At 60.8% G+C, this 23,521-nt stretch carries 22 protein-coding genes; 12 read left to right on the plus strand and 10 right to left on the minus strand.

What is annotated here, in order from left to right; all coding sequences use genetic code 11:
* From BLV67_RS32865 to BLV67_RS02570, 4 genes are all read right to left on the minus strand, one after another.
* The coding region (locus tag BLV67_RS32865; RefSeq protein ID WP_167365868.1) for a hypothetical protein at positions 1 to 1,049 on the minus strand (1,049 nt) is incomplete at its 3' end.
* Positions 1,050 to 1,220: 171 nt separating this feature from the next.
* The gene (locus BLV67_RS02560; RefSeq protein WP_069786150.1) at positions 1,221 to 1,616 is read right to left on the minus strand and encodes a DNA polymerase III subunit chi; all 396 of its coding nucleotides are present in this window, start codon (positions 1,614 to 1,616) and stop codon (positions 1,221 to 1,223) included.
* Positions 1,617 to 1,623: 7 nt separating this feature from the next.
* On the minus strand, positions 1,624 to 2,052 hold the full coding sequence (locus BLV67_RS02565; RefSeq protein ID WP_065912665.1) for a DNA polymerase III subunit chi: 429 nt from the start codon (positions 2,050 to 2,052) through the stop codon (positions 1,624 to 1,626).
* Between the two features lie 51 nt (positions 2,053 to 2,103).
* Positions 2,104 to 3,594: a leucyl aminopeptidase gene (locus tag BLV67_RS02570; RefSeq protein WP_065912666.1), complete on the minus strand. Its 1,491-nt coding sequence runs from the start codon at positions 3,592 to 3,594 to the stop codon at positions 2,104 to 2,106.
* Positions 3,595 to 3,878: 284 nt separating this feature from the next.
* Here BLV67_RS02570 and lptF point away from each other — a divergent pair, with 284 nt between their 5' ends.
* From lptF to tadA, 10 genes are all read left to right on the plus strand, one after another.
* Positions 3,879 to 4,997 carry an LPS export ABC transporter permease LptF gene (lptF, locus tag BLV67_RS02575; RefSeq protein ID WP_065912667.1) on the plus strand — a complete coding sequence of 373 codons (1,119 nt, stop codon included), beginning with the start codon at positions 3,879 to 3,881 and terminating at the stop codon, positions 4,995 to 4,997.
* The gene (lptG, locus tag BLV67_RS02580; RefSeq protein ID WP_065912669.1) at positions 4,990 to 6,069 is read left to right on the plus strand and encodes an LPS export ABC transporter permease LptG; all 1,080 of its coding nucleotides are present in this window, start codon (positions 4,990 to 4,992) and stop codon (positions 6,067 to 6,069) included. The genes lptF and lptG overlap by 8 nt, the downstream gene beginning before the upstream one ends.
* Positions 6,070 to 6,220: 151 nt before the next feature.
* Positions 6,221 to 8,020, plus strand: coding sequence for a translation elongation factor 4 (lepA, locus tag BLV67_RS02585; RefSeq protein WP_003210439.1), 1,800 nt, complete (start codon positions 6,221 to 6,223; stop codon positions 8,018 to 8,020).
* A 5-nt stretch (positions 8,021 to 8,025) separates the two neighbouring features.
* On the plus strand, positions 8,026 to 8,880 hold the full coding sequence (lepB, locus tag BLV67_RS02590; protein WP_017136294.1) for a signal peptidase I: 855 nt from the start codon (positions 8,026 to 8,028) through the stop codon (positions 8,878 to 8,880).
* Positions 8,881 to 9,032: 152 nt separating this feature from the next.
* Positions 9,033 to 9,722, plus strand: coding sequence for a ribonuclease III (gene rnc, locus BLV67_RS02595; RefSeq protein WP_017136295.1), 690 nt, complete (start codon positions 9,033 to 9,035; stop codon positions 9,720 to 9,722).
* The gene (gene era, locus BLV67_RS02600) at positions 9,715 to 10,617 is read left to right on the plus strand and encodes a GTPase Era (RefSeq protein WP_056858887.1); all 903 of its coding nucleotides are present in this window, start codon (positions 9,715 to 9,717) and stop codon (positions 10,615 to 10,617) included. Before rnc ends, era begins: the two co-directional genes overlap by 8 nt.
* A gap of 165 nt (positions 10,618 to 10,782) precedes the next feature.
* Positions 10,783 to 11,472: a DNA repair protein RecO gene (gene recO, locus BLV67_RS02605; RefSeq protein ID WP_069786151.1), complete on the plus strand. Its 690-nt coding sequence runs from the start codon at positions 10,783 to 10,785 to the stop codon at positions 11,470 to 11,472.
* A 51-nt stretch (positions 11,473 to 11,523) separates the two neighbouring features.
* Positions 11,524 to 12,267, plus strand: coding sequence for a pyridoxine 5'-phosphate synthase (gene pdxJ, locus BLV67_RS02610; RefSeq protein ID WP_069786152.1), 744 nt, complete (start codon positions 11,524 to 11,526; stop codon positions 12,265 to 12,267).
* Between the two features lie 196 nt (positions 12,268 to 12,463).
* Complete coding sequence (locus tag BLV67_RS02615) at positions 12,464 to 13,840, plus strand: multicopper oxidase family protein (protein ID WP_069786153.1); 1,377 nt, start codon at positions 12,464 to 12,466, stop codon at positions 13,838 to 13,840.
* Entirely contained in the window at positions 13,840 to 14,328 is a 489-nt protein-coding gene (gene tadA / locus BLV67_RS02620) for a tRNA adenosine(34) deaminase TadA (protein ID WP_069786154.1), read from the plus strand. Before BLV67_RS02615 ends, tadA begins: the two co-directional genes overlap by 1 nt.
* A 117-nt stretch (positions 14,329 to 14,445) precedes the next feature.
* On the opposite strand, the gene cmoB is transcribed toward tadA, so the two are convergent.
* The 6 genes from cmoB to BLV67_RS02650 all read right to left on the minus strand — a co-directional run bounded on the left by cmoB (position 14,446) and on the right by BLV67_RS02650 (position 20,946).
* Positions 14,446 to 15,402, minus strand: a complete 957-nt coding sequence (cmoB, locus tag BLV67_RS02625; protein ID WP_069786155.1) for a tRNA 5-methoxyuridine(34)/uridine 5-oxyacetic acid(34) synthase CmoB — start codon at positions 15,400 to 15,402, stop codon at positions 14,446 to 14,448.
* Positions 15,399 to 16,142 (minus strand): carboxy-S-adenosyl-L-methionine synthase CmoA, encoded by a 744-nt coding sequence (gene cmoA / locus BLV67_RS02630; protein WP_056858881.1) that lies wholly within the window; start codon positions 16,140 to 16,142, stop codon positions 15,399 to 15,401. Before cmoA ends, cmoB begins: the two co-directional genes overlap by 4 nt.
* Before the next feature lie 35 nt (positions 16,143 to 16,177).
* Positions 16,178 to 16,834 carry a lysoplasmalogenase gene (locus BLV67_RS02635; RefSeq protein ID WP_069786156.1) on the minus strand — a complete coding sequence of 219 codons (657 nt, stop codon included), beginning with the start codon at positions 16,832 to 16,834 and terminating at the stop codon, positions 16,178 to 16,180.
* Position 16,835: 1 nt separating this feature from the next.
* Positions 16,836 to 17,225, minus strand: coding sequence for a protease inhibitor I42 family protein (locus BLV67_RS02640; protein ID WP_069786157.1), 390 nt, complete (start codon positions 17,223 to 17,225; stop codon positions 16,836 to 16,838).
* A gap of 179 nt (positions 17,226 to 17,404) precedes the next feature.
* Positions 17,405 to 19,828 carry an endopeptidase La gene (lon, locus tag BLV67_RS02645; RefSeq protein ID WP_065912685.1) on the minus strand — a complete coding sequence of 808 codons (2,424 nt, stop codon included), beginning with the start codon at positions 19,826 to 19,828 and terminating at the stop codon, positions 17,405 to 17,407.
* Positions 19,829 to 19,956: 128 nt separating this feature from the next.
* The gene (locus BLV67_RS02650; protein WP_069786158.1) at positions 19,957 to 20,946 is read right to left on the minus strand and encodes a GntR family transcriptional regulator; all 990 of its coding nucleotides are present in this window, start codon (positions 20,944 to 20,946) and stop codon (positions 19,957 to 19,959) included.
* Positions 20,947 to 21,281: 335 nt separating this feature from the next.
* Here BLV67_RS02650 and BLV67_RS02655 point away from each other — a divergent pair, with 335 nt between their 5' ends.
* Positions 21,282 to 22,613, plus strand: a complete 1,332-nt coding sequence (locus tag BLV67_RS02655) for an amidase (protein WP_069786159.1) — start codon at positions 21,282 to 21,284, stop codon at positions 22,611 to 22,613.
* A gap of 11 nt (positions 22,614 to 22,624) precedes the next feature.
* The gene (locus tag BLV67_RS02660) at positions 22,625 to 23,503 is read left to right on the plus strand and encodes a polysaccharide deacetylase family protein (RefSeq protein WP_003234086.1); all 879 of its coding nucleotides are present in this window, start codon (positions 22,625 to 22,627) and stop codon (positions 23,501 to 23,503) included.
* Positions 23,504 to 23,521 lie beyond the last annotated feature (18 nt).

Genomic DNA, 23,521 nt, shown 5'->3' on the forward strand with positions numbered 1-23,521 from the left:
GCTTGAGGTTTGCCGAACAAAACGCTGCCGCCTTCAAGAAAAACATAGACGATGGCATTGGGCGCCGCTTTGCCGGTCAGCAAGGGGCGCAGTGAATTGACGGTGGTGGGGCTGGTGAGTCTGGGTGGGCTGCCAGGAGGCAGGGCGTTGCCAGAACCAGATAGTGCGATGTTAAGCGTATGGGCCGTATCGGCCGATAGCCTAGCGAATTGACTGAACTGGCCGAACTTCAACGTGACCTGGCCAGGAGCAAGATCTTGAGGAAATGGGTAGGTCCAGTTGCCGTTGGCGTCGGCATAACAATCGCCGTAGTAGACGTTGACGGCATCATTGTGCACACCAATCCTGGCGTTGGGCGCGGCTTTGCCGGTGAATGTTGGTCGGAGTGTCTGGGCGGAGCTGTTGTTGGCCGGGCTGGTGATGACAGGTGGGGTGCCATCGGCCATGGTGTCGCCCCCAGTGCTCGTCAATAAAACCGTCAACTGCACACCCACCCAAGACGATATGGCGTTGCCCTCGGCATCTTTCGCGATTAGAGCAAGGTCTACCCAGTTATTGGCATCAACGACAAGGTCAGTAGTGGGTGTGGCTTCCCAATAGCCATTACTGTCCGCACCCACTGAAGCGTAGTAAACGCTGCCACCCGAATGGGCAATCACGACAGTCGCATTCGGTGGTGCCGTCCCTGTAAGCTGCGGGCGAAGGGAGTCAACGATAGTCAGGCTGGTGAGAACGGGGGAGTTATCTGACTCAGAGGGTCCGTTTCCGGCTATTTGAGGAAGAGAGCCAACGTGAAAAGGAAGATTGGGTGCATACCCTTGGCTCAGGTCGTAATAGGCGGTAACTGAATAGGGGCCAAAAGGCAGTGCTATTTTGGATTGGGTCAGCCAATTGCCGTTTGCATCGACGGTTGTTTGTGCAACGACTAGATCGGTATTTGATTGGCATATGGTGACAGGTTGGCCTGGAATTCCTTCGCCGAAGAAAATCGGGAATTGCGCAGCTGTCCATTCGGTAATTGGATAAAACTGAGTAGGAACGCCCATCATCTAAATCTCCGACAAGGAATAATTTCAGATGAGCTTTGGCCCAAATCGCTGGTGCATCTACTGTTAGAAATACCAGTTACGACAGGTGGTCATGTCATGATGTGAGTGGATGCATGCCCTCCTTGGCACCGACCGCGTCGCGACATAGGCATTCTGGACAGGCATCCTGGATCAAGACTGATACTGATTGAGCAACCGCTCCATACGCGCATCCATCCGCCGTTTGATCTCGGCTTCAATATGCGGTGCAAAGTCGTCGATCACATCCTGCATGATCAGTTGCGCGGCGGCGCGCAGTTCGTTGTCCAGGTGCAGCAGCAAGGCGTCAGGCGCCTTTTCGACGGTCGGCGCGGCAGGCACGGGTTCAACAACCGGGGCTGCTGCAACCGGCGCCGGCGCGGCGGGTTTGCCACCGACCATGTCGAACAACAGCGGAATCTGTACTTCGCTCTCGACCGATTCGGTCAGCAGCGGCGGTTGCAACTCATCATCACCGAGCAATTGACGGATCGACTTCAGGTCGTCCAGCAAGTGGTCGTCTTTTTTCAGCGGGTTTGGAGTGTCCATCGTGTGCTCAAAGTCGTTGTAGCCGGTGATCTTGCAGAGGATAGCCCTGTTCGCGGTAGAAACGGAAACTCTCCCGCGCGGCCTGACGAATAGCCGGGTCTTCGACCACCACTTCCGCCACACGGGCAAACGCCTTGGCAAAGGCCGGTACTTTCAGGTCGAGGTTAACCAGCAAGTCATGATGATCGCCGCAGCTGTCGCCCAAACCCAGCGCAATCAGGCCTTCGGGTTCGGACTCGGCAGGGCCGTGTGGCACAAAGCTTTCGCCCTTGAAGCGCCACAGGCGGGCGTTGAGGTCTTCACGCTGGGCGGCATCGCTGCAATGCAGGTAGATGCGATGGCCCATGCGCCAGGCTTTTTCGGTGAGTTTGCAGGCAAAGTCCAGGCGCGCAGAGGGATCGGCGCTGGGCAATATATAGAAGTCGACTTGGGTCATTGCGGTTCCTGAGACCGGGGCGCCATGCAGGCCACCCCGGAATTTTCAGTTTCAGGCTTTGGCGCGATCCAGCAGGTACTGGGTCAACAGAGGAACCGGACGGCCACTGGCGCCCTTGTCCTTGCCGCCACTGGTCCAGGCCGTACCGGCGATGTCCAGGTGCGCCCAGTTGAAGTTCTTGGCGAAGCGCGACAGGAAGCAGGCTGCGGTGATGGTGCCGGCTTTAGGGCCGCCGATGTTGGCGATGTCGGCGAACGGGCTGTCCAGTTGTTCCTGGTACTCATCGAACAGCGGCAGTTGCCAGGCGCGGTCGTCGGCAGCCTTGCCGGCGCTGAGCAGTTGCTCGATCAGCTCGTCGTTGTTACCCAGCAGGCCCGAAGTGTGAGCGCCCAGGGCGACGACGCAGGCACCGGTCAGGGTGGCGATGTCGATCACGGCCTGTGGCTTGAAGCGTTCGGCGTAGGTGAGGGCATCGCACAGCACCAGACGGCCTTCGGCGTCGGTGTTGAGGATCTCGACGGTCTGGCCGCTCATGGTGGTGACGATGTCACCCGGGCGTGCAGCACCACCGCTCGGCATGTTCTCGGCGCAGGCCAGGATGCACACCAGGTTGATTGGCAGCTTGAGCTCCAGCACGGCACGCAGGGTGCCGAAAACGCTGGCGGCGCCGCCCATGTCGTACTTCATTTCGTCCATGCCGGCGCCCGGCTTGAGGCTGATGCCGCCGGTGTCGAAGGTGATGCCTTTGCCGACCAGCGCGTAAGGCTTCTCGGACTTCTTGCCGCCGTTGTATTGCATCACGATCAGGCGTGGCGGCTGGTCGCTGCCCTGGCCCACGGCATAGAACGAGCCCATGCCCAGTTCCTTGATCTTCTTCTCGTCCAGCACTTCAACCTTCAGGCCCTTGAACTCCTTGCCCAGCGCCTTGGCTTGTTCGCCCAGGTAGGTAGGGTGGCAGATGTTCGGCGGCAGGTTGCCCAGGTCGCGGGTAAACGACATGCCGTTGGCGATGGCGGTGGCGTGAGTAACGGCGCGCTCGACTTCAGCCTGGGCGGCCTTGATAGTCAGCAGGGTGATTTTTTTGATGGCGCGCGGTTCGGCCTTCTGGCTCTTGAACTGGTCGAAGACGTAACCGCCGTCCACCAGGCTTTCGGCCAGCAGGCGGGTCTTGCCATAGCTGTCGCGGCCTTTTACAACGATTTCGTCGAGGGCCAGTGCCGCATCGGTACCGCCCAGGCCTTTAAGGGTGGCGAGGATACCGCTGATGATCTTGCGGAACGGGCGGTCGCCCAGTTCGGTGTCCTTGCCCACGCCCACCAGCAATACGCGGTCGGCTTTAAGGTTGGGCAGGCTTTGCAGCAGCAGGCTTTGACCGACTTTGCCGGCCAGGTCGCCGCGCTTGAGGACCGCGCTGATGGCGCCGCCGCTCAGTTCGTCCAGTTGCTTGGCGGCGACGCCGAGCTTGCGCCCTTCGCCGACGGCGACCACGAGGGTGGCGGTTTTCAACGTTTCGGGGCTAACGCTTTTTACAACCAATTCCATTTTCGGGTCCCTTATTTAAGGTCTGTGAGCCTGGCGTCTGTACGCAGGCTTTGATGCTTGGCAGCTTTGTAAACCGCCCGCGACAAAGGCCGCAGTTTGAACCTCGCCAGAGCAGCCTGACAACCCTTGCAGCGCGCTTTGTGCACGCGCATGAGCAAGCACCGTGACAGGCGCGGATAATCACAGGATAATGCGCAATCTTTTTAGCCGGTCCGTGCATGCGGGTCGACTCGGTATGCTTGCTTGTTTGGCCGCCTTAGCCTGACAACCCTGGAGTGTCTGGTTTGATCGTCTTCCGTTATCTGTCCCGCGAAGTCCTGTTGACCCTGAGTGCCGTGAGTGCGGTCTTGCTGGTCATCACCATGAGTGGTCGTTTCGTCAAATTCCTCGCCCAGGCGGCTTCGGGCGCCCTGGATCCGGGCTCGTTGTTCCTGATCATGGGCTTTCGTCTGCCGGGTTTCCTGCAGTTGATCCTGCCGCTTGGCCTGTTTCTCGGCATCCTGCTGGCCTATGGCCGGCTTTACCTTGAAAGTGAAATGACCGTGCTCTCGGCCACCGGTATGAGCCAGCAGCGTCTGCTGGCCATGACCATGGTGCCGGCCACCGGCGTTGCGCTGGTGGTGGCCTGGTTGAGCATGAGTCTGGCGCCCCAGGGGGCCATGCAGTTCCAACTGCTGCTGAACAAGCAGGACGCGATGACCGAGTTCGATACCCTGGAGCCCGGGCGCTTCCAGGCGCTCAACGACGGCACGCGGGTCACCTATACCGAAACCATGACGGAAGATCGCTCTAACCTGGGCGGTGTGTTCATCTCGCAGAAAAACCTCGGCCTGAACCAGAAAGACCGGGGTATTTCGATTCTGGTAGCCAACAGCGGCCGTCAGGAAATACGCGCTGACGGCAACCGCTACCTGATCCTGGAAAATGGCTATCGCTACGACGGCAGCCCTGGGATGGCGGACTATCGGGCGGTCAAATACGACACTTATGGCGTAATGCTGGCCAAACCGGACATCAGTGAAGAGGTCACCGACCGCGATGCACTGCCGACGCTATCGCTGATCGGTAACCCCGACCTGCGCTCCGTTGCCGAGTTGCAATGGCGACTCTCGCTGCCGCTGCTGGTGTTTATCGTGACGTTGATGGCCGTACCGCTGTCGCGGGTCAACCCGCGCCAGGGCCGCTTCCTCAAGCTGTTGCCGGCGATCCTGCTGTACATGGCTTACCTGACCATCCTGATTTCTGCCCGTGGCTCCCTGGAGAAGGGCAAGCTGTCGCCAGCCCTGGGCCTGTGGTGGGTGCACGGGATCTTCCTGGCGATCGGCCTGGGGCTGCTCTACTGGGAACCTATCCGTTTGAAAATGAAGAGCCGTCGTGGCCTGAAGGAGTTGGCTCGTGGCTAAGCTCGACCGCTACATTGGTAGCAGCGTACTGATCGCCATCCTGGCGGTATTGGGCATCATCCTTGGCCTGGCTTGCCTGTTTGCCTTTATTGATGAAGTGAGCAACGTCACCGACACCTATACGGTCACCAACGTACTGAGCTACGTGGCGCTGACCGCGCCGCGTCGTCTCTACGACATGATGCCGATGGCGGCGCTGATCGGTTGCCTGATCGGCCTGGGCAGCCTGGCCAGCAGCAGCGAACTGACCATCATGCGGGCGGCGGGCGTTTCCATCGGCCGCATCGTCTGGGCGGTCATGAAACCCATGCTGTTGCTGATGGCGTGCAGTGTGTTGATCGGTGAGTACGTAGCGCCACCGACCGAAGCCACGGCCCAGGCCAATCGTGCGCTGGCCCAGGGTTCGGGGGATGCGCAGAGCGCCAGGCACGGCCTGTGGCACCGCCAGGGTGATGAGTTTATCCACATCAACGCCGTGCAGCCGGGCGGTTTGTTGGTGGGTGTGACGCGTTATACGTTCGACAAAGAGCGGCATATGCTGACCTCCAGTTTCTCCAGGCGTGCGCAGTACGACGAGGGGAAATGGGAGCTGTACGATGTCACCACGACGTACTTCCGTAATGTGGGGCAGGGCACCAAGGCCTACACCGAAGTGATCAATGTGCCGTCCGAGCAGTGGGACATTGCCCTGAAGCCGGAACTGCTCAATACCGTGGTGATGATCCCGGAAAGCCTGCCGATCTCCGGTTTGTGGAGTTATATCCACTACCTCAAGGATCAGGGCCTGAACAACGGCCGTTACTGGCTGGCATTTTGGGTCAAGGTGTTGCAGCCGCTGGTCACCGCCGCACTGGTGTTGATGGCCATTTCGTTCATCTTCGGCCCGCTGCGTTCGGTAACGCTCGGCCAGCGGGTATTTACCGGCGTGCTGGTGGGCTTTACCTTCCGCATCGCCCAGGACCTGCTTGGGCCGTCGAGCCTGGTATTCGGTTTCTCGCCGCTGTTTGCGGTGCTGGTGCCGACGGCTATTTGTGCCGTGGCCGGGTTCTGGCTGTTGCGCCGGGCCGGTTGATACCGCGCTTATGCACAAAAAATGCCCCGCTCCCATGAGCGGGGCATTTTTGTTCTGGTCAGCAAAGATGACGCCCGGCCCGAGCATCAGGTACAATTCCCGGCTATTTTTCAGCGGGCAATCTGCCTGCAGCCTTTTTGAGTGTTGATCCGTGAGTGATTTGAGTCATATCCGCAATTTCTCCATCATCGCCCACATTGACCATGGTAAGTCGACGCTGGCCGATCGATTCATCCAGATGTGCGGCGGCCTTGCCGAGCGTGAAATGGAAGCCCAGGTACTGGACTCCATGGACCTCGAGCGCGAGCGCGGCATCACCATCAAGGCCCACAGCGTTACCCTGTACTACACCGCAAAAGACGGTATCAAGTACCAGCTGAACTTCATTGACACCCCGGGCCACGTTGACTTCACCTACGAAGTCAGCCGTTCGCTGGCGGCATGTGAAGGTGCCTTGCTGGTGGTCGATGCCGGCCAGGGCGTTGAAGCCCAGTCCGTGGCCAACTGCTACACCGCGATCGAGCAGGGCCTTGAGGTCATGCCGGTACTGAACAAGATCGACCTGCCCCAGGCCGATCCTGACCGCGTTAAAGAAGAAATCGAAAAAATCATCGGCATTGACGCCACCGACGCCGTCGAGTGCAGCGCCAAGACCGGCCTGGGCGTTGACGAAGTGCTCGAACGCCTGGTCAAGACCATTCCTGCGCCTACCGGCAACTACGAAGATCCGCTGCAAGCGTTGATCATCGACTCCTGGTTCGACAACTACCTGGGCGTTGTTTCCCTGGTGCGCGTGCGCCACGGCCGTGTGAAGAAGGGCGACAAGATCCTGGTCAAATCCACCGGCAAGATCCACCTGGTGGACAGCGTCGGTGTATTCAACCCGAAACACACGGCTACCACCGACCTCAAGGCCGGTGAAGTGGGCTTCATCATCGCCGGTATCAAGGACATTCACGGTGCGCCGGTGGGTGACACCCTGACCTTGAGTTCCACCCCTGACGTCGACGTGCTACCGGGCTTCAAACGCATCCAGCCGCAGGTTTACGCCGGCCTGTTCCCGGTCAGCTCCGACGACTTCGAAGATTTCCGCGAAGCGCTGCAGAAGCTCACCCTCAACGACTCGTCGTTGCAGTACACCCCGGAAAGCTCCGACGCCCTGGGCTTCGGCTTCCGTTGCGGGTTCCTGGGCATGCTGCACATGGAGATCATCCAGGAGCGCCTTGAGCGCGAATACGACCTGGACCTGATCACCACGGCGCCAACGGTTATTTTTGAGCTGGCGCTGAAAACCGGTGAAACGATTTACGTCGACAACCCGTCCAAGCTTCCGGATCTGTCCTCCATCGAAGACATGCGCGAGCCGATCGTGCGGGCCAATATCCTGGTTCCGCAAGAGCACTTGGGCAACGTTATTACCCTGTGTATCGAAAAACGTGGCGTGCAGCACGACATGTTGTTCCTTGGTACCCAGGTGCAGGTGACCTACGATTTGCCGATGAACGAAGTGGTTCTGGACTTCTTCGACCGTCTCAAATCCACCAGTCGCGGCTATGCTTCGCTGGATTACCATTTCGACCGTTACCAATCGGCTAATCTGGTGAAACTGGATGTGTTGATCAACGGCGACAAGGTGGATGCACTGGCACTGATCGTGCACAAGGACAACGCGCACTACAAAGGTCGCCAGTTGACCGAAAAGATGAAAGAACTGATTCCGCGCCAGATGTTCGATGTTGCGATCCAGGCCGCCATTGGCGGGCAGATCATTGCACGGACCTCCGTCAAGGCACTCAGAAAGAACGTACTGGCCAAATGCTACGGCGGTGACGTAAGCCGTAAGCGCAAGCTGCTTGAGAAGCAAAAGGCCGGTAAAAAACGCATGAAGCAAGTGGGTAACGTGGAAATTCCACAAGAAGCCTTCCTTGCAGTGCTCAGGTTGGATAGTTAGGTCCTATGTCACTAAATTTCCCGCTGTTGCTGGTCATCGCCGTTGCCGTTTGCGGACTCCTGGCGTTGCTCGATCTGGTGTTCTTCGCCCCGCGTCGGCGGGCGGCGATCGCCTCGTATCAGGGCAGCGTCAGCCAGCCCGATGCGGTGGCGATCGAGAAACTGAACAAAGAGCCTTTGCTGGTTGAATACGGCAAGTCGTTCTTCCCGGTGTTGTTCATCGTGCTGGTGCTGCGTTCGTTCCTGGTGGAGCCGTTTCAGATCCCTTCGGGCTCGATGAAACCCACCCTGGACGTGGGCGACTTCATCCTGGTGAACAAGTTTTCCTACGGGATCCGCCTGCCGGTGCTCGACAAGAAGGTCATCCCGGTCGGTGATCCGCAGCGCGGCGATGTGATGGTGTTCCGCTACCCAAGCGACCCCAACGTCAACTACATCAAGCGTGTCGTCGGCCTGCCGGGCGATGTGATTCGCTACACCAGCGACAAGCGCCTGTTCGTCAACGGTGAGTCGGTAGCCGAGAAGTTGATCGGCACCGAGCCGAACACCCTGGGCAGCGCTGAGCTGTATCAGGAAAAACTCGGCGCGGTCGAGCACCAGATCCGCAAGGAAATGAGCCGCTACCGCTCGCCGCCCGACACCGAATGGAAAGTGCCGGCCGGGCACTACTTCATGATGGGCGACAACCGCGACAACTCCAACGACAGCCGGTATTGGGATGACCCTAATATTCCCAAGGACCTGCTGGGCATGGTTCCCGACGAGAACATTGTCGGCAAGGCCTTTGCGGTCTGGATGAGCTGGCCCGAACCCAAGCTCAGCCACCTGCCGAACTTCTCGCGGGTCGGGCTGATCAAGTAATACAGGCGGCGCTGTGAACACAGCGCCGAATGCTTTTCTGGGGTTGGGACAATCATTGGCCTGACCCCTTGCTGTACCAATCAGGATTTGAATTTGAACACTGCGTCAATCGTCGATGGCCGCCGGTGCCACCAAACAGATATGGGTAAACCGTGAGCGTTTCTCTAAGCCGTCTCGAGCGCCAGCTCGGCTACACCTTCAAGGACCAGGAATTGATGGTCCTTGCCCTCACACACCGCAGCTTTGCAGGGCGCAATAACGAGCGCCTGGAATTCCTCGGTGATGCCATCCTCAACTTTGCCGCCGGTGAGGCGCTGTTCGAGCGTTTCCCGCAAGCGCGCGAAGGCCAGCTGTCACGCTTGCGTGCACGCCTGGTCAAAGGCGAGACACTGGCCGTGCTGGCCCGTGGTTTCGGCTTGGGCGAGTACCTGCGTCTGGGTTCCGGTGAACTGAAAAGCGGCGGTTTCCGCCGCGAGTCGATCCTGGCCGATGCCCTCGAAGCGTTGATCGGTGCGATCTACCTGGATGCAGGCATGGAGACCGCCAAAGAGCGCGTAGTCGCCTGGCTGGCGTCGGAGATCGAGAGCCTGACGCTGGTCGACACTAACAAAGATCCCAAGACCCGCCTGCAGGAATACTTGCAGTCGCGTGGTTGTGAACTGCCACGCTACGAAGTGGTGGATATCCAGGGTGAGCCGCATTGCCGCGTGTTTTTCGTGGAATGTGAAATCACCTTATTGAATGAAAAAAGCCGAGGTCAGGGTGTGAGCCGTCGTATTGCCGAACAGGTAGCGGCCGCTGCAGCACTGATTGCCCTGGGCGTGGAGAATGGCCATGACTGATTCAACCGCAACACGCTGTGGCTATGTTGCCATCGTCGGCCGCCCGAACGTGGGCAAGTCCACGCTGCTGAACCACATCCTCGGCCAGAAGCTGGCGATCACCTCGCGCAAGCCGCAGACCACCCGCCACAACATGCTGGGCATCAAGACCGAAGGCACCGTGCAAGCGGTCTACGTCGACACCCCTGGCATGCACAAAGGTGGCGAGAAGGCGCTGAACCGCTACATGAACAAAACCGCTTCGGCGGCGTTGAAAGACGTCGACGTGGTTATTTTCGTGGTCGACCGCACCAAGTGGACCGACGAAGACCAGATGGTTCTGGAACGTGTGCAGTACGTCACCGGCCCGTTGATTGTCGCGCTGAACAAGACCGACCGCATCGAAGACAAGGCCGAGCTGATGCCGCACCTGAGCTGGCTGCAGGAACAACTGCCGAACGCCCAGATCATGCCGATTTCGGCCCAGCACGGCCACAACCTGGACGCCCTGGAGCGCGTGATCGCCCAGCACCTGCCGGAGAACGAGCACTTCTTCCCGGAAGACCAGATCACCGACCGCAGCAGCCGCTTCCTGGCTGCCGAACTGGTACGCGAGAAAATCATGCGCCAGATGGGCGCCGAGCTGCCGTACCAGATCACCGTCGAAATCGAAGAGTTCAAGCAGCAGGGCAAAACCCTGCATATCCATGCGTTGATTCTCGTTGAACGTGACGGCCAGAAGAAAATCATCATTGGCGACAAGGGCGAGCGCATCAAGCGCATCGGCACCGAAGCGCGCAAGGACATGGAATTGCTGTTTGATTCCAAGATCATGCTTAACCTGTGGGTGAAGGTTAAAGGTGGTTGGTCCGATGATGAGCGCGCGCTGCGTTCCCTGGGCTACGGCGACCTGTAATCGGTCTTCGCTAGCGCCGCAAGACAAAATGTGGGAGCGGGCTTGCTCGCGAATGCGGTGGATCAGTCAGTACATATATTGGCTGACCCACCGCATTCGTGAGCAAGCCCGCTCCCACATTAGGTTTGTATCGTTTTCAATATTGCATTCCAGCTGAGAGAACTCATGTCCCAAACCCCACCCCCCAGCCAACTCGCCTACGTGCTGCACAGCCGCGCCTACCGCGAGACCAGCGCTTTGGTGGATTTCCTCACGCCCCAAGGCCGCTTGCGCGCGGTGTTGCGCAGTGCGCGGGGCAAGGCGGGCACGCTGGCACGGCCGTTTGTGGCGCTGGACGTGGAGTTTCGTGGCAAGGGCGAGCTGAAAAACGTTGGCCGCCTGGAAAGCGTCGGCACCTCGGCCTGGCTCAATGGCGAAGCGCTGTTCAGCGGGCTTTACCTTAATGAGCTGCTGATCCGCCTGCTGCCCGCCGAAGACCCGCACCCCGCCGTCTTCGATCACTATGCCGCCACGCTGGTAGCCCTGGCCGAAGGTCGCCCGCTGGAGCCGCTGCTGCGCGCCTTCGAATGGCGGCTGCTCGACGACCTGGGCTACGGCTTCGAACTGAGCAATGACCTGCACGGCGATCCCATCGCCGCCGACGGCATGTACCGCCTGCAAGTCGACGCCGGGCTTGAGCGCGTGTACCTGCTGCAACCGGGCCTGTTCCAGGGCACCGAGCTGTTGGCCATGAGCGAAGCCGACTGGAGCGCCCCTGGCGCCTTGTCCGCTGCCAAACGCTTGATGCGCCAGGCGTTGGCCGTGCATCTGGGCGGGCGCCCGCTGGTCAGTCGCGAGTTGTTTCGAAAGCCCTGACAACCCCGTGTATGCTGTGCAGCGTTTCTTTCCCTTTTCAGGAGCGCTTCCGTGACCACCAGCAATCGCATTCTTCTTGGCGTCAACATCGACCACGTCGCCACCCTGCGCCAGGCCCGGGGCACCCGTTACCCCGACCCGGTCAAGGCCGCGCTGGACGCCGAAGAAGCGGGCGCCGACGGCATCACCGTGCACCTGCGCGAAGACCGCCGTCACATCCAGGAGCGCGATGTACTGCTGCTCAAGGACGTGCTGCAAACCCGCATGAACTTCGAGATGGGCGTCACCGAAGAAATGATGGCGTTCGCCGAGCGCATCCGCCCGGCGCACATCTGCCTGGTGCCGGAAACCCGCCAGGAACTCACCACCGAAGGCGGCCTCGACGTGGCCGGCCAGGAAGCGCGGATCAAGGCGGCGGTAGAGCGCCTGTCGAAGATCGGCAGCGAAGTGTCGCTGTTCATCGATGCCGACGAGCGCCAGATCGAAGCCTCGCGTCGCGTTGGCGCGCCGGCGATCGAACTGCACACCGGCCGTTACGCCGATGCCACCACGCCCACCGAAGTGGCCGAGGAGCTGCAGCGCATCATCGACGGCGTCAAGTGCGGCCTCAGTGAAGGCCTGATCGTCAACGCCGGCCATGGCCTGCACTACCACAACGTGGAAGCCGTGGCCGCGATCAAGGGCATCAACGAGCTGAACATCGGCCACGCGCTGGTGGCGCATGCGCTGTTCGTCGGTTTCAAAGGCGCGGTTGCCGAGATGAAAGCCCTGATTCTGGCGGCTGCCAAGCACTGATCAGACACTGGAAATCTCCTGTGGAGCGGGCTTGTGTGGGAGCGAGCAAGCCCGCTCCCACATTGGCCCATTCTCATCTTTAGATTCCCAGCGTTTTCGCCATGCGGCAATGCGAAGCCTTACTGTTTAGCCGATGCAGGTGTATCGTATCTGCCCTTTGCGGGCCCCTGGCCTGCGGCCGATACGTGAGGTTGTTGTGTCCCGATCCTTTTCCCGTCGACAAATCCTGGGTGGCCTGGCAGGCCTGGCCGTCGTGGGCGTCGGTGCCGGGGGCGCCTATCGCTACTGGCTGGGGAAAGTCGCCGAGGCGCAGGCGGGCCACGATTACGAGCTGATCGCCGCACCGTTGGACGTGGAGCTGGTGCCCGGCCACAAGACCGAAGCCTGGGCGTTCGGCCCCTCGGCGCCGGGTACCGAGTTGCGTGTGCGCCAGGGCGAGTGGCTGCGGGTGCGTTTTATCAACCACCTGCCGGTCGCCACCACCATTCACTGGCACGGCATCCGTTTGCCGCTGGAAATGGACGGTGTGCCCTACGTCTCGCAACTGCCGGTACTGCCCGGTGAATATTTCGACTACAAATTCCGCGTGCCCGATGCCGGCAGCTACTGGTATCACCCGCACGTGAACAGCAGCGAAGAACTCGGCCGTGGCCTGGTCGGCCCGCTGATTGTCGAAGAGCGCGAGCCCACCGGCTTCAAACACGAATGCACCTTGAGCCTGAAAAGCTGGCACGTGGACGAAGAGGGCGCATTTGTCGCCTTCAGCGTGCCCCGTGAAGCGGCGCGTGGTGGCACGGCCGGGCGGTTGTCGACCATCAATGGCGTGCCCCAGGCGGTGATTGACCTGCCTGCCGGGCAGATCACCCGTGTGCGCTTGCTCAACCTCGACAACACCCTGACGTATCGCCTCAATATCCCCGACGTTGAAGCGCAGATCTACGCACTGGATGGCAACCCCATCGAGCCGCGCCCACTGGGCAAGGAATACTGGCTCGGCCCAGGCATGCGCATTTGCCTGGCGATCAAGGCCCCGCCGGCGGGTGAAGAACTGTCGATCCGTAACGGCCCGGTGCGCCTCGGCACTTTCCGTTCAGTGGCCAATACCGACGCACCCACCGAATGGCCACCGGCGTTGCCTGCCAACCCGATTGCCGAGCCGGACCTGGCGAATGCCGAGAAACTCAACTTCAATTTCGAGTGGGTCGGGAGCGTGTCGGTGGATGACGGCAAACCGCCGAGCCTGTGGCAGATCAACGGCAAGGCCTGGGACATCACCGACAAGACCTGCGCCGACCGCCCGATTGCCAAGCTGGAGAAGGGCAAAAGCTACATTTTTGAATTGAAAAACATGACCCAGTACCAGCACCCGATTCACCTGCACGGCATGAGTTTCAAGGTGATCGCCTCGAACCGCCACAAGGTGATTCCGTATTTCACCGACACCTACCTGCTGGGCAAAAACGAGCGTGCTCGCGTGGCGTTGGTGGCCGATAACCCGGGCGTGTGGATGTTTCACTGCCACGTGATCGACCATATGGAAACCGGCCTGATGGCCGCCATCGAGGTGGCGTGATGCGCCAGATTCGCCCCGCGGCGATTATCGACCGCAGCCGTGACCAGCACTTCATGCGTGAAGCCCTGGCCCTTGCCGCCCAAGGTGCCGAACTGGGCGAAGTGCCCGTGGGCGCGGTGCTGGTGCAGGACGGTGAAATCATCGGCCGTGGCTTCAACTGCCCCATCAGCGGCAACGACCCCAGCGCCCATGCCGAAATGGTCGCCATCCGCGCCGCCGCACAGGCGATCAGTAACTATCGGCTGGTGGGCAGCACGCTGTATGTGACGCTGGAACCGTGCAGCATGTGCGCTGGTTTGATTGTGCATTCGCGCATTGCACGGGTGGTGTACGGCGCGCTGGAGCCCAAGGCCGGGATTGTGCAAAGCCAGGGGCAGTTTTTTACCCAGGTTTTTTTGAACCACCGGGTGCTGTATGAAGGTGGGGTGCTGGCTGAGGAATGCGGCACGGTGCTGAGTGAGTTCTTCAAGGCCCGCAGAGCTCGTTAATGATCGTTCCCACGCTCCGCGTGGGAATGCCTCTTGTGACGCTCTGCGTCACGCTTTGGGACGCAGAGCGTCCCTGACTGCATTCCCACGCGGAGCGTGGGAACGATCTGTTTGGGGCTACTTTTTGGCGATGATCACCGCCCGCATTGGCGCCGGCAGCCCTTCGATGGTCTTGCTGTGATCCTCCGGGTCCAAAAAATCACTCAGCGACTGATACTTCATCCACTCCGTGCCACGCTGTTCCTCAACCGTGGTCACACTCACATCCACACACCGCACTTCACTGAAACCCGCGCGGCGCAGCCACAGCATCAGCGCCGGCACCGACGGCAGGAACCACACGTTGCGCATCTGCGCGTAGCGGTCTTCCGGCACCAGTACTTGCTGCTGGTCGCCGTCCACGACCAGGGTTTCCAGCACCAGCTCGCCACCTTTGACCAGGGTGTCCTTGAGCGCCAGCAGATGCTCGATCGGCGAGCGGCGGTGATAAAACACGCCCATGGAAAACACCGTATCGAAGCCTTCCAGGTTCGACGGCAGGTCTTCAAACGGGAACGGCAAGTGCCAGGCCTTCGGTTCGGACAAGTAGCGCTGCACCGCCTGGAACTGGCAGAAAAACAGCCAGTTCGGGTCCACGCCAATCACGCTGTCGGCGCCCGCGCCGAGCATGCGCCACATGTAATAGCCGTTGCCGCAGCCCACATCGAGGATGCGTTTGCCGTTCAAATCCAGGTGCGGCGCCACCCGCGACCACTTCCAGTCCGAACGCCATTCGGTGTCCACGTGCACGCCGAACAGGTTGAACGGGCCTTTGCGCCACGGGCTCAGGCCCATCAGCGCGGTGTGCATTTGCGCGCGGGTAGCGTCGTCGCAAGCGGTATCAAGCGTCAGGCCATTGAGCAAATCGACTTCGCTGGGCTGGATCTGCGGCAGTGCATCCAGCGCACTTTGCCAGCGCTCCAGGTCGCCGTGGCCCTTTTCCATCTTGCTGTCGAGCTGCGCTTGCAGGCCCTGGGCCCACACGGCCAGAGGAGTGCCGACCAAATGGCGGGCGAGGGGGGACAAATCAATCATGGCAAGGCAATCAACGAGGCAAAGTTAAGACACTGGAACCACGGCACGACTTTCGAGAACCCGGCCGCCAGCAGGCGTTCGCGGTGTTCTTCGAGGCTGTCGGGCTTCATGACGTTTTCGATGGCGCTGCGCTTCTGGGCAATTTCCAGTTCGCTGTAGCCGTTGGCGCGTTTGAAGGCGATATGCAGATCGGTGAGCAGCGCGTGTTCTTCGGGATCGTTGAAACGCAGCTTTTCCGAGAGGATCAACGCCCCGCCTGGCAGCAGCGACTGGCGGATACGCCCGAGCAACGCCAGGCGTTGGTCGGGCGCGATAAATTGCAGGGTGAAGTTCAACGCCACCACTGAAGCGGGCTGGAATTGCAGCGCGAGAATGTCGCCCTCGATCACCTCAACCGGCAGCAACTCCTGGAACATCGAGTCTTGCCCGTTGAGGTATTCGCGGCAACGCTCGACCATCGCTGCGGAGTTATCCACCGCAATCACTCGGCAGCCGTCGGTGCGCACGTGGCGACGCAACGCTTGGGTCACTGCGCCCAGGGACGAACCGAGGTCGTAGAGCACGCTGCCCGGTTGGGCAAATTGCGCCGCGAGCACGCCGAGGTTCTCGACGATGGTCGGGTAACCCGGCACCGAGCGCTTGATCATGTCCGGGAACACCCGCACCACGTCCTCGTTAAAGGCGAAGTCCGGCACCTGGGGCAGGGGCTGGGCGAATAGGCGATCGGGTTCTTTGCTCACGGTTGTTCCGGCGACGAGGGGGAAAGGCCGGCATTTTAGCCAAGTTGGCCCTCGTGTGCGCGGGTTGTCTGATGGAAAGCCGAGGCCGTGATGCCCCACTGGCCGAGCCAGTAGGTGATGATCAGCAAATACGGCGCCGCATCGAAAGCCAGCACAAAACGATTGATGCCGATCAGCGTGTCGGAAAACACAAACGACACCGCTCCCGCTGCCGCAAGCCCGGCCGAGCGTTTCGGCACCTCACTGCCCAGCCGCGCCAGTGCGCGCCAGAGCATGGCACTGATCACCAGCGCATAAACCACCACCGGCACCAACAAGTTGCCCAGGCCGTGGGAAATCAGGATGCTCAACAAAATCGCGCCGACCGCCAGCGCCAATACCAAGGGCAACACCGCCAGCCGGCGGCAATCGCTGAAATAAGCTTTCAAATACGCCAGGTGCGCAAACAGGAACGCGCCAAGGCCAAAGATAAACAGGTCGCCCGGCCAGGCGAGCAGCACATCGCCGACCAGGGAAAAAATCAGCCCCAGGCTGATCCAGCGTCGATAGTCGGTGGGCGGCGCATCATGCAGCCAGCCCAGCAGTGCCAGCACCGGCAACGGTTTGACCAGCAGGCACAACAAGGTGGCGTGGGTGGTCAGGCCATAGATAAAGGTGCCGGCGCCCATCAGCGCGAGGATCAGCCATGGCATATCAGTTCACCGTAATGGCGCAGTCGAAGGTTTCGGCAGGTTCGGCTTCTGGCTCCCAGGGTTGCTGGGAGGTCAGGCGCAAACGGCCTTGGCCGGCTGCGAAGGCCTGGAAGCGCCAGGTCGACTGGCCGCCGCCCCCGATCACACCGGATTCGCTGCTGCTGTAGACCTCCGGGCTCAAAGCGCGCAACGCGCCGCCGGCAGAATCCTGGATGGCCCAGCGGTAGCCGGTGGTGGGGTTGCTCGGCAAGGTAAGGATCAGGTTTTGTCCGGTTTTAAGCTGGAGCGGGCAGGCGCTCTGGTTATCCACGCTGACGTTTTGCTTGGGGGCACTGGCGCATCCGGCCAGCAGGGCAAGGCTCAAGGGGAGAAACAGGCGGGCAGCGGTCATGGGGGCTCCGTTCATTCACGACGAAGGGCGAGCATAACCGAAGATGAGACAGGGTGTGACAAGCGGGGAGATCGTTCCCACGCTCCGCGTGGGAATGCAGCAAGGGACGCTCTGCGTCCCAACAGCCGACGCAGAGCGTCCAGCGAGGCATTCCCACGCAGAGCGTGGGAACGATCTGATCAGAACAAGACCTTCGCCACGTCAGCAAAACGCTTGGCAAAGTGCACCGTCATGCCTTCCTTCAGGTACTCCGGCAATTCCTCAAAGCTGCCACGGTTCGGCTCCGGCAAAATCAGCTCATGAATCTTCTGACGCCGCGCCGCAATCACCTTCTCGCGTACCCCGCCAATTGGCAGTACATGCCCGGTCAAGGTCAGCTCGCCGGTCATGGCCACGCCTTTTTTCGGCGGCTGGTTGCGTGCCAGCGACAGCAACGCACTGGCCATGGTCACACCCGCGCTCGGGCCGTCTTTGGGTGTGGCGCCTTCCGGCACGTGCAGGTGCACGAAGGCTTCATCGAAGAACTTCGGATCCCCACCAAACGACTTCAGGTTCGAGCTGATGTAGCTGTAGGCAATCTCGGCGGACTCTTTCATCACTTCACCCAACTGCCCGGTGAGTTTGAAGCCGCGGTTGAGCGTATGAATGCGCGTCGCCTCAATCGGCAAGGTCGCGCCGCCCATGCTGGTCCAGGCCAGGCCGGTGATCACACCGGTGCCGGACAGCACTTGCTCGTTGCGGAACACCGGCATGCCCAATGAGCTTTCCAGGTCCTTGTTGCCGATCTTGATCACCGAGGCCGGCTCATCCAGCAACTTGACCACCGCCTTGCGCACCAGTTTGCCCAGCTGTTTCTCCAGCTGGCGCACCCCGGCTTCCCGCGCATAACCGTCGATCAAGGCGCGCAGGGCGCCGTCGCTGATGCTCAGGCTGGTTTTCGCCACGCCGGCTTTTTCCAGCTGCTTGGGCCACAGGTGGCGTTTGGCAATGGCGACTTTTTCTTCGGTGATATAGCCCGACAGGCGAATCACTTCCATCCGGTCCAGCAACGGGCCGGGGATCGAGTCCAGGGTGTTGGCGGTGCACACGAACAGCACTTTGGACAGGTCCAGGCGCAGGTCCAGGTAGTGGTCGAGGAATTCGACGTTCTGCTCCGGGTCCAGGGTTTCCAGCAGCGCCGACGCCGGGTCGCCCTGGAAGCTCTGGCCCATCTTGTCGATCTCGTCGAGCATGATCACCGGGTTCATCACTTCCACATCTTTAAGCGCCTGCACCAGTTTGCCCGGCAGGGCGCCGATGTAGGTGCGGCGATGGCCCTTGATCTCGGCCTCGTCGCGCATGCCGCCGACGCTGAAGCGGTAGAACGGCCGGCCCAGGGATTCGGCGATGGATTTACCCACACTGGTCTTGCCCACACCCGGCGGCCCCACCAGCAGCACGATGGACCCGGCGACTTCGCCCTTATAGGCACCCACCGCCAGGAACTCGAGGATACGGCTCTTGATATCGTCAAGGCCCGCATGGTGCTTATCCAGCACCTTGCGTGCGTGTTTGAGGTCGAGTTTGTCCTCGCCATACACGCCCCACGGCACGGAAGTGGCCCAGTCCAGGTAGTTGCGCGTAACCGCGTATTCCGGCGATCCGGTTTCCAGGATCGACAGTTTGTTCATTTCTTCGCTGATGCGTTTCTGCGCCTGGGTCGGCAACACTTTGCCCACCAGGCGTTGCTCGAACTGTTCGACGTCGGCGCTGCGGTCATCCTTGGTCAAGCCCAGCTCTTGCTGGATGACCTTGAGTTGTTCCTTGAGGAAGAACTCGCGCTGATGCTCACCGATCTTGCGGTTCACCTCGGCGGAAATCTCTTTTTGCAGGCGCGCAACTTCAACTTCCTTGCGCAGCATCGGCAGCACTTTTTCCATGCGCTTGAGCATGGGCACGCAGTCCAGCACTTCCTGCAACTCGTTACCGGTGGCCGAGGTGAGCGCGGCGGCGAAGTCGGTGAGCGGTGACGGGTCGTTGGGGCTGAAGCGGTTGAGGTAGTTCTTCAGCTCTTCGCTGTACAGCGGGTTGAGCGGCAACAGCTCTTTGATCGCGTTGATCAGCGCCATGCCGTAGGCCTTGACCTCATCGGTCGGCTCGGTGGGCTGGTGCGGGTATTCGACTTCCACCAGGTACGGCGGGCGATGGTGCTTGAGCCAGGTCTTGATACGCACGCGGGTCAGGCCCTGGGCGACAAATTGCAGCTTGCCGTTTTCGCGGCTGGCGTGGTGCACCTTCACCAGCGTGCCGTACAGCGGCAGGCTGGAGGTGTCGAAGTGGCGCGGGTCTTCGGGGGGCGTGTCCATGAAAAACAGCGCGAGCGAGTGGTGGTCGGATTTGCTCACCAGCTCCAGGGTTTCGGCCCACGGCTCTTCGTTGACGATGACCGGCAATACCTGCGCCGGGAAAAACGGCCGGTTGTGGATCGGGATGATATAGACCTTGTCCGGCAGGTTTTGCCCAGGCAGGGCCAGGCCAGTGTTGGACGAGGTTTCGTGTTCAGCGTTTTCGGGGTCGGCGTAATCGTTCAGGTCGATGTCCGGGAATTCTTGCTGGTCGCTCATGGGGCACCTGCATAAGGAAGTATGCAGGTTAGATGGGGCGGGGTTGCGGTGGTTTCAATGGTGGGCGTGAGATAGCAACATATTGCATGAAATTTCTAAAACGACGCTGAGTCCATGTGGGAGTGAAGTCAGCTGATTTTGTGCAGGTAGGCCGGCAGCGGCTGCTCCGGTAATACCGACAGCACCTTAAGCCGCTGCAACATCCGCTGCCGCGCCCGCTGCAAATGCTCGCGCAAGTTCAGCGCCGCCGCATCAAATGCCCCATGCAGCAACAACTCCAGAATCAGGCGATGTTCGGCGAGCATGGCAGGATCTGCGCCGATCCCCAGTAAACGGTAAAAAATACGACTGATGATCATCGGGCTCTGGCCCTGGCGGATCAGCGCGGCGATCTTGCGGTTTTGCAAGCCCGCCAGGCAGCGTTGGTGCAAGTCTTCTTCGATCTGCTCGATGGTTTCCAGGCTGCAGTGCGGGTTTTGCTGGGCCTCCAGCACGCGCTGCAACATCGCTTCGAGCAGCTCGCGGTCCAGGTTTGGCGCGCTCTGGCGCAGCGCCTCGGGTTCCAGGCAAGCGCGCAATTCGTAGTCTTCGGTGACTTCCCGCGCGGTCAATGGCCCGGCCAACCACTGGGAGTAGGGTTCTTTTTCCACCAGGCCACGGTCGCGCAGGCGCATCAGCGCTTCACGCACCACGGCACGGCTGACGCCGTAGTGGTCGGCGGCGGCTTGCTCGTCCAGGCGGTAATGGCCAAAAGCGATGCAGGTGGACAGCGCCGCGCCGATTTCCTCGACGATCCGCTCACCCAGCGGCCGCGTATCCACCCACTCAGCCTCGCCATCAAGGCCCAGATGCGCCTGGCTCAGGGGCAAGCGCAGCGGCTCCATGGCCAGGCCTTTGGGGTTGATCAGGTAACCCCGGCCATTGAAGCGGCAGATCAGGCCCTCGTCATGCAGCAGGTCCAGAGCCTTGCGTACCGGCACGCGGCTGGTGCCGAAGAGTTCGGCCAGGGGCGCTTCCAGCAGCACCAGCCCATGGCGCGCGGTGCCGTTGACGATCGCATTACGCAACACTTGGTGAATCATCGCGTAACGGGAGGCCGAGGCGGACACTGCTTTCATCGTGTTCTCTTGGGCGTGTAGGAAAGTGGCCGGGGATTCTCTCATAGATGAGCCTGTCACTCCGCGCCACAGGGGTGGCACTTTTTTGGGGCCGGAAAGAGAAAAACGTTACTTTTCGCACCAAAATGTATTTATTAATAAAAGATACATTATTTCAATTGGGGCTAGCCTCATCACTCACGTCACTTTTTTTTACAGACCGCAAATCCATCTATCCCGCAGTTGTTGGCGATAAACCTTACGGGCACGACAACAGGTCCAAAGAGACTGGCACGAAATCTGCCTTTGTAAAATGTACATTTTATTAATATGTACGTTTTGTGAGGGTCATCTCGATGTCAGACGCCACCTCAATGGCCCAGGACTTTGCCAGCGGTCGCAACGACCCGGTGCAGGCGCTGGAACAGGCACTCGTCCACGCGAGCATGGCGCCCAGTGTGTTTATTTCCCTGACCGCCCAGCGCGCACGCCGTGAGGCCGAGGCGGCAACCGCGCGCTGGCGTGCCGGCCAGCCCTTAAGCTTATTCGACGGCGTGCCACTGGCCTGGAAGGATTTGTTCGACGTGGCCGGCAGCATCACCACTGCAGGCGCCGCCTATCGCCGCAACGCTGCGCCGGCCTTGATCGATGCGCCCAGTGTCGGGCTGTTGTGCCGCGCCGGAATGGTCAGCCTCGGCAAGACCAACCTCAGCGAACTGGCGTATTCCGGGCTGGGCCTGAACCCGCATTTCGGCACGCCCCATAACCCCAGTGGCAGCGATCAACCGCGTATCCCCGGCGGCTCTTCGTCGGGCTCGGCGGTCGCGGTGGCGGCGGGGATCGTGCCCATCGCCATGGGCACCGACACGGCCGGCTCGATCCGCATTCCCGCAGCGCTCAATGGTGTGGTGGGCTATCGCAGCAGCTGTCGACGCTACAGCCGCGACGGCGTATTCCCGTTGGCGCACACCCTCGACAGCCTCGGCCCGCTGACCCGCAGCGTACGCGATGCGCTGGCCATCGACGACCTGCTCAACGGCCGCACGCAACAGCACGTCGCCCGTAGCCTCAAGGGCCAGCGTTTTGTGCTTGAGCAGGGCGCGCTGGAAGACATCGAGCCTGCCGTGCGCAATAACCTGCTGCGCGCGGTGGACCAGCTTAAGGCCGCCGGTGCGCTGATCGAGGTGCGCGCATCAGCCACCTTCCAGGCCACCCTCAACCTGATCAAGCAGGACGGCTGGCTCGGCTCATTCGAAGCCTTCGCCCTGCACGAAAACCTGTTGGACAGCAGTGATGCCGAGCAACTCGACCCGCGTGTGCGCCGGCGCCTGGAGGCCGCACGTGAATTGCCCGCCAGCCAATTGCTGCACCTGATCGACGCGCGCCGCCGCTTGCAGCTCCAACTGGTCGATGAGCTCGACGGCGCCGTGCTCATCACCCCGACGGTCGCCCATGTCGCCCCGGCGCTGGCACCGCTGCAAGCCGACGACGAGCTGTTCGTCAAAACCAACCTCGCCACCCTGCGCCTGACCATGCCCGGCAGTTTGCTCGACATGCCTGGCGTCAGCCTGCCCAGCGGCCGTGACGCCCTGGGCTTGCCCACCGGTCTGCTGCTCAGCACTCCGAGTGGCGAAGACGCGCGCCTGCTCAGGGCCGCGCTGTCGGTCGAAACCACCCTGAACTTTTAAGGAGACATACCATGGCTAAAGACATTCTCTGTGCATTTGGCGTCGACGTAGACGCCGTCGCCGGCTGGCTCGGTTCCTACGGCGGTGAAGACTCGCCGGACGACATCTCCCGCGGCCTGTTCGCGGGTGAAATCGGCGCGCCGCGCCTGCTCAAACTGTTCGAGCGCTACGGCCTGCGCACCACCTGGTTTATCCCCGGCCACTCGATGGAAACCTTCCCCGAGCAGATGAAGGCGGTGGCCGACGCCGGCCACGAAATCGGCGTGCACGGCTACAGCCACGAAAACCCGATTGCGATGACCGCCGAGCAGGAAGAGATCGTGCTGGATAAATCCATCGAGCTGATCACTCAAGTCACCGGCAAACGCCCGACCGGTTATGTCGCGCCCTGGTGGGAATTCAGCAAGGTCACCAACGAGCTGCTGCTGAAAAAAGGCATCAAGTACGACCACAGCCTGATGCACAACGACTTCCACCCGTACTACGTGCGCAAGGGCGACAGCTGGACCAAGATCGATTACAGCCAGCACCCGGATACCTGGATGAAACCTTTGGTGCGCGGCGAAGAAACCGACCTGGTGGAAATCCCGGCCAACTGGTACCTCGACGACCTGCCGCCAATGATGTTCATCAAAAAAGCCCCCAACAGCCACGGCTTCGTCAACCCGCGTCACCTGGAAGAAATGTGGCGCGACCAGTTCGACTGGGTCTACCGCGAACACGAACACGCGGTGTTCACCATGACCATCCACCCCGACGTGTCCGGTCGCCCGCAAGTGCTGTTGATGCTCGAGCGCCTGATCGAACACATCCAGAGCCATGCGGGTGTGCGCTTCGTCACCTTCGACGAAATCGCCGACGACTTTATCCGCCGCCAACCGCGTACCTGACCCCTTTGCCCATCCCCC

It is taken from the genome of Pseudomonas salomonii (assembly GCF_900107155.1).
GTDB classification, from domain to species: Bacteria; Pseudomonadota; Gammaproteobacteria; order Pseudomonadales; family Pseudomonadaceae; genus Aquipseudomonas; species Aquipseudomonas salomonii.

Bases quoted from the DNA above. Each gene is read 5' to 3' on its own strand.
- BLV67_RS02560 (WP_069786150.1), bottom strand. From the start codon at position 1,616: ATGGACACTCCAAACCCGCTGAAAAAAGACGACCACTTGCTGGACGAC.
- BLV67_RS02565 (WP_065912665.1), bottom strand. From the start codon at position 2,052: ATGACCCAAGTCGACTTCTATATATTGCCCAGCGCCGATCCCTCTGCG.
- BLV67_RS02570 (WP_065912666.1), bottom strand. From the start codon at position 3,594: ATGGAATTGGTTGTAAAAAGCGTTAGCCCCGAAACGTTGAAAACCGCC.
- lepB (WP_017136294.1), top strand. From the start codon at position 8,026: ATGTCACTAAATTTCCCGCTGTTGCTGGTCATCGCCGTTGCCGTTTGC.
- era (WP_056858887.1), top strand. From the start codon at position 9,715: ATGACTGATTCAACCGCAACACGCTGTGGCTATGTTGCCATCGTCGGC.
- recO (WP_069786151.1), top strand. From the start codon at position 10,783: ATGTCCCAAACCCCACCCCCCAGCCAACTCGCCTACGTGCTGCACAGC.
- tadA (WP_069786154.1), top strand. From the start codon at position 13,840: ATGCGCCAGATTCGCCCCGCGGCGATTATCGACCGCAGCCGTGACCAG.
- cmoB (WP_069786155.1), bottom strand. From the start codon at position 15,402: ATGATTGATTTGTCCCCCCTCGCCCGCCATTTGGTCGGCACTCCTCTG.
- BLV67_RS02635 (WP_069786156.1), bottom strand. From the start codon at position 16,834: ATGCCATGGCTGATCCTCGCGCTGATGGGCGCCGGCACCTTTATCTAT.
- BLV67_RS02640 (WP_069786157.1), bottom strand. From the start codon at position 17,225: ATGACCGCTGCCCGCCTGTTTCTCCCCTTGAGCCTTGCCCTGCTGGCC.
- lon (WP_065912685.1), bottom strand. From the start codon at position 19,828: ATGAGCGACCAGCAAGAATTCCCGGACATCGACCTGAACGATTACGCC.
- BLV67_RS02650 (WP_069786158.1), bottom strand. From the start codon at position 20,946: ATGAAAGCAGTGTCCGCCTCGGCCTCCCGTTACGCGATGATTCACCAA.
- BLV67_RS02655 (WP_069786159.1), top strand. From the start codon at position 21,282: ATGTCAGACGCCACCTCAATGGCCCAGGACTTTGCCAGCGGTCGCAAC.
- BLV67_RS02660 (WP_003234086.1), top strand. From the start codon at position 22,625: ATGGCTAAAGACATTCTCTGTGCATTTGGCGTCGACGTAGACGCCGTC.